4 protein-coding genes and 1 pseudogene are annotated in these 4,629 nt (G+C 34.0%); all 5 read right to left on the bottom strand.

Features of this window, described 5'->3' with window-relative positions; all coding sequences use genetic code 11:
- A pseudogene (locus ABZA26_RS08290) lies at positions 1 to 367 on the bottom strand (polyketide cyclase); the annotation flags it as partial.
- A 52-nt stretch (positions 368 to 419) separates the two neighbouring features.
- Positions 420 to 1,046 carry a YitT family protein gene (locus ABZA26_RS08285; protein ID WP_372714056.1) on the bottom strand — a complete coding sequence of 209 codons (627 nt, stop codon included), beginning with the start codon at positions 1,044 to 1,046 and terminating at the stop codon, positions 420 to 422.
- 127 nt (positions 1,047 to 1,173) lie between these two features.
- Complete coding sequence (locus ABZA26_RS08280) at positions 1,174 to 2,211, bottom strand: LacI family DNA-binding transcriptional regulator (RefSeq protein ID WP_372714055.1); 1,038 nt, start codon at positions 2,209 to 2,211, stop codon at positions 1,174 to 1,176.
- Between the two features lie 78 nt (positions 2,212 to 2,289).
- Positions 2,290 to 3,888 (bottom strand): sodium:solute symporter, encoded by a 1,599-nt coding sequence (locus ABZA26_RS08275; RefSeq protein WP_372714054.1) that lies wholly within the window; start codon positions 3,886 to 3,888, stop codon positions 2,290 to 2,292.
- 341 nt (positions 3,889 to 4,229) lie between these two features.
- A partial coding sequence (locus ABZA26_RS08270) for an FAD-binding protein (protein ID WP_372714053.1) occupies positions 4,230 to 4,629 on the bottom strand: 400 nt, incomplete at its 5' end.

The following is a 4,629-nucleotide window of genomic DNA, read 5'->3' as shown; positions in this document are numbered from 1 at the left end:
CCCTGTCACCATGTCTCGACCAGATGACATCCTGACCGATTAGTTTTCTGTCTGGAAAAGAAAAAAGTGTCTCTAAAGTTCCTGCAATGACAGATTTTATACCGCTCACATTAAAAGACCCGAAATGCATATTTACACTGTTGGCATAAGTGTCGTAAATAATACCGATGCCTTTTTCCTCCCAGATATTGTGTGTAATTCCTATGATATAATCTACAAAATCCTTATATTTTGGATCAAACCCCTTCAATTCCTGATTTTTACTCTCCAATTTTTTATAATCATTGTAGTCTAAGTTTCTTACACTATTCACTTCCTTTGAGTCACCGTAAAAAATTATATTTTTAGTATCCATTTCCTCTTGCATCTGTGATTGCCCCCTTTCTTAAAATAACCCTCATACAAATAATCCATAGCATCTATTTACAATTAGTTTTTTCCAGATAGATTATTAACTTTTTCCCGATAAGCTTGTCTATCATATCCATCGTGGTCCCCACTCCCAGGGCACATAAAACAGTTCCTATTCCCACACCATATATCCCTCTCAAAAAAATAAAAGATAAGACCACTGAAGCAAAGGTACAAAACAGATCAAATCCCACCTTTACTTTAGTAAATTTGAAACCACTTTTTATTGATAGGGCAGTTACAAACCCATCTCCGGGGCTTATGGTAATATTTGTTTTGATCATCAGATATATACCCAAAGATATTAAAAAAGTTCCCAAAGTCAGGTGTAAAAACTGTATTAACAAACTTCCTTTTGAAATACTTGATATCATAACAATAGATAAATCTACAAAAGTTCCGAAAACCACAGCAAACAATAACTGGGATAGATTTCTTATTTTAAAATCACTTCTCAGTATAAGCCATTGCAGAATTACAAGCCCCATAAAAAAAACAATACTTATGATGCCTACAGACCCTTTTGTTATCAAACTTATTACAAAGGATACCGAACTTACAGGAGAGACTCCTAAATCTGATTTTATGGAAAACGCCACTCCCAAAGCAAATACAAAAACTCCAATTATATACATTATTAATCTTTTTAATATTATTGCTTTATTAGTCTTAATCCTTTCAAAACACTTCATATATTTCCTTTCACCTTAATACCCACATAAAAACTCATAAAATTACCATTTATAAAAATTGCCTTTTGAGTTACTGAGGTATCCCATTCTTATTCAGGATTTTGCAAGAATTTCTTATCAACACCTCTCCTTCTAGCTTGATATTTATCATCTTATCTGTTTTATTCTCTATCCTATCTATCATTTCCTTTACTGTAAAATCTATGAGCTCTTTAATAGGCTGCTTATAGGTTGTTAGATTATAATTAATATTCCCTCCCTCATCAATATCGTCAAAGCCCACTACAGATATATCCTCAGGAATTTTCAGGGAAGTTTTATTTTTGATATAATCGATTACACCCAATGCTATGGAATCTGATGCACAAAAGATGCTGTCAGTATTTTCCATAGAATTAATAAGTTGTTCCGCTGATTTGAAGCCCGATTCATAACTAAATTCACCCTGGATTTTAGTGTATGTCATATTTTTACTTTTTAAAAATTCTGAAAACCCTGACTCTCTTCCATTATTTGTGGAAGAATTCTCATCTCCTGAAATAAAGGCTATATTTCTAAAACCATTATTGTACAGAAGTTCCCCTATTTTTTCTCCACCTAAATAATTATCACACACCACAGAACTCAGCTTATGCTTCTCATGATTAATTCTGTTAAACATGAAAATTGGTATATGGTATCTTGTACACCATTCTAAATACTCATCACTTAAAATAGCTCTTGTTATAATTAATCCCGCAACCTGATACTCCAAAGCCTTTTTTAATTTCTCTTCCATATTTTCAGATTCTCCGGCATTGAATATCATCAGATTAAACCCTCTCTCTTGGAATGCTTCTGCAAACATTCCAAGAGCTTTCATATAATATGAATTTTTAAAATCATTAATTTCAATTCCTATTATTTTTGTAGATTTACCTTTTAATGACCTAGCTATCAAGCTTGGCCTGTAACCAAGTTCATTTGCTGCTTTTATGACCCTGTTACGTGTCTCTTCTGAGATAAGTTTACAGCTTTCATTAAATACCCTAGAAACTGTCGACTGAGAAACTCCTGCAAGTTTCGCCACATCTTTTGAAGATATTTTTTTATTTGAACTTTTCACCATAACACATCCCCTTAAATTCATTAAAATTATAAGGTGATTAATAACTACTCTGTTTTAATCATCCACCACTATTTTATCTTATAGGTTTATAAGTACCAAGAAAATATATTGGGACACAAAGAAAATTAATAAAGTCCACGTGTATTTATCCATCTTAAGCGGAAGCACCGAAACTCCGTCTTCTTCCACCTGACCACTGGCAAGAAGCTTCTCTCTAAGCCCAAATACTGTATATTCTTTAATATCCTCTTCTTTTTTATCAGAAGGCAAAAGCAGGCTAAGGATATATCCCATCGTATAGGTCGATACCAGTCCCACTGCCGGTTTCCATATCCAGCTTGCACCGGAATATTTTCCAAACATTAATGTGATAATAAATCCTAAAACAATTCCTCCCGTTACTCCTTTATCGTTGGCCTTTGTTGTAAATAAGGCAAGGAAAAAAGCCCCGCACATAGGACCTGATATGTAGGATATATAGCTCCCTACAGTTATAAGTACAGATTTTGTCGTTCCTGAAAACCCCATAAGTGTAAATATTATTATAATTATTCCCCAGACTGCTGATACTGTCATAGACATTTTAAGGGAAGCTTCCTGGTGATTTTTTGAAATAAATCTTTCGTATATATCTTTTACAAATACCGTTGACATTGAGTTTAAAAGTGAGTCAATGCTCGACATGGCAGCTGCAAATACTCCTGCAATTACAAGACCTAAAACTCCGACAGGAAGATGATTCGCTATAAAATCTATCATAATATCGTTTGAGTTATCAAACTCCTTTCCTTTATAGAATACAAATAATAGAATTCCTATAGTCAAAAAGCAAAAATATAAAATATTCATTATGAAGGCACTAACCATAAATGAATTTTTTACACCCCTTATTGATTTTGCTGTGAGAATCCTTTGAACCTGCCCTTGATCAAATCCAAAATAACGGATCCACATTATAGTACCTCCGAAAAGTGATGCCCAAAACGCATTCGTCTTTGATATATCCAGAGAAAAATCAATTGCTGCAAATTTCCCAGACTCTTTCGCAACAGAAAGGGTCTCAAAAAATCCCATACCTGTTCCTTTTATTATTAATCCCACTGTAAAAATCAAGCCACACCACATTATTACCATCTGAACTGCATCTGTCCATATAACCGCCTTGATTCCTCCAAGGAGTGTATAGATTATTGCAGAAAGCACAACTATCGGGACTATTATTTTTAAATCCCATCCTGTAAACCTTTGTAAAATAAGAGCCGGAACAAATACCATTGAACTTATTTGAATTATTGAATTTACCAGAAATCCTATTACTGTAAGCATTCTGCTGCTTATTCCCAGTCTTTTTTCCACATACTCGTAAATCGAGGTAAGTTTCAAGTGATACAAAACCGGAATGGTAGTATATACCACAAAAAATATTGCTAGAGGCACCCCTATATTTACCATGAACGGTGCTATACCAGCGTTATATGCCCAACCAGGTCCGCCTATAAAACTGTTTGCACTGATCATCGTAGCAGCTACAGATAGACCTATAGGTAACCACGGCATGGACCTTCCAGCAAGAAAGTAATCCTCTTGGTCTTTATTTTCTTTTCCTAAAAACCACCCGATTACAAGCAAAGTTAAAATGTAAAGAATAATAATTGCCGAATCAATCTTTGAAATCATAAAATCCCCCCTATGGATAAACCTTATTTTATGCATACGTATGCATAAAACTATAAAAAAAATAAAATTCAAGCCTCCCCTATAGGCTTTTTTAAATAAAAACAAACCTAACTATTGATTTTGTTTTTAATTTCAACTATTATATGCGATTAAAAAGAGTATGTCAATTTATTTTTTATATGTTTTTCAACATTATTATTTATTTTGTCAAACATCGGTAATTCAAATAAAGGTTTATACTATAAATCCGAACAATTTTCAATATATTAAAAAATAGGCATAAGGAAATATAAAATATCCCCTTACGCCTAAAACAAATTAATTTATTATCCCGTGATTACCTAACCGATATCCATTATATTCTCTCCGGCTCTTTTACCGAATACAAGTATATCTGTAATGGCATTTCCACCTAGCCTGTTGGTTCCGTGTATTCCGCCTACTATCTCTCCTGCTGCAAATAGTCCTGAGATTATATTTCCATCTTTTTTCATCACATGGTTTTCTGAATCTATAGTGACTCCCCCCATGGTGTGATGTACTGCTGGAGCCACTGTCTGGATGTAAAAAGGTCCCTCTTTTATTTCAAGAAGATCTCCCCTTCTGGAAAATTCTTCATCTTTTCCAGAATCGACGAAACCATTGTATCTCTCTAGGCTCTCTTTCATTCCATCTTTATTTATTCCCATAAATTCAGCACACTCTTCCAGGCTTCCCTCGTGAAAAAGGCCCAGTCTCTTG

The organism is Ilyobacter sp. (assembly GCF_041583315.1).
Lineage (GTDB): Bacteria > Fusobacteriota > Fusobacteriia > Fusobacteriales > Fusobacteriaceae > Ilyobacter.
This window is presented reverse-complemented; position numbering and strand designations above follow the sequence as displayed.

Bases quoted from the DNA above. Each gene is read 5' to 3' on its own strand.
- ABZA26_RS08285 (WP_372714056.1), bottom strand. From the start codon at position 1,046: ATGTATATAATTGGAGTTTTTGTATTTGCTTTGGGAGTGGCGTTTTCC.
- ABZA26_RS08280 (WP_372714055.1), bottom strand. From the start codon at position 2,211: ATGGTGAAAAGTTCAAATAAAAAAATATCTTCAAAAGATGTGGCGAAA.
- ABZA26_RS08275 (WP_372714054.1), bottom strand. From the start codon at position 3,888: ATGATTTCAAAGATTGATTCGGCAATTATTATTCTTTACATTTTAACT.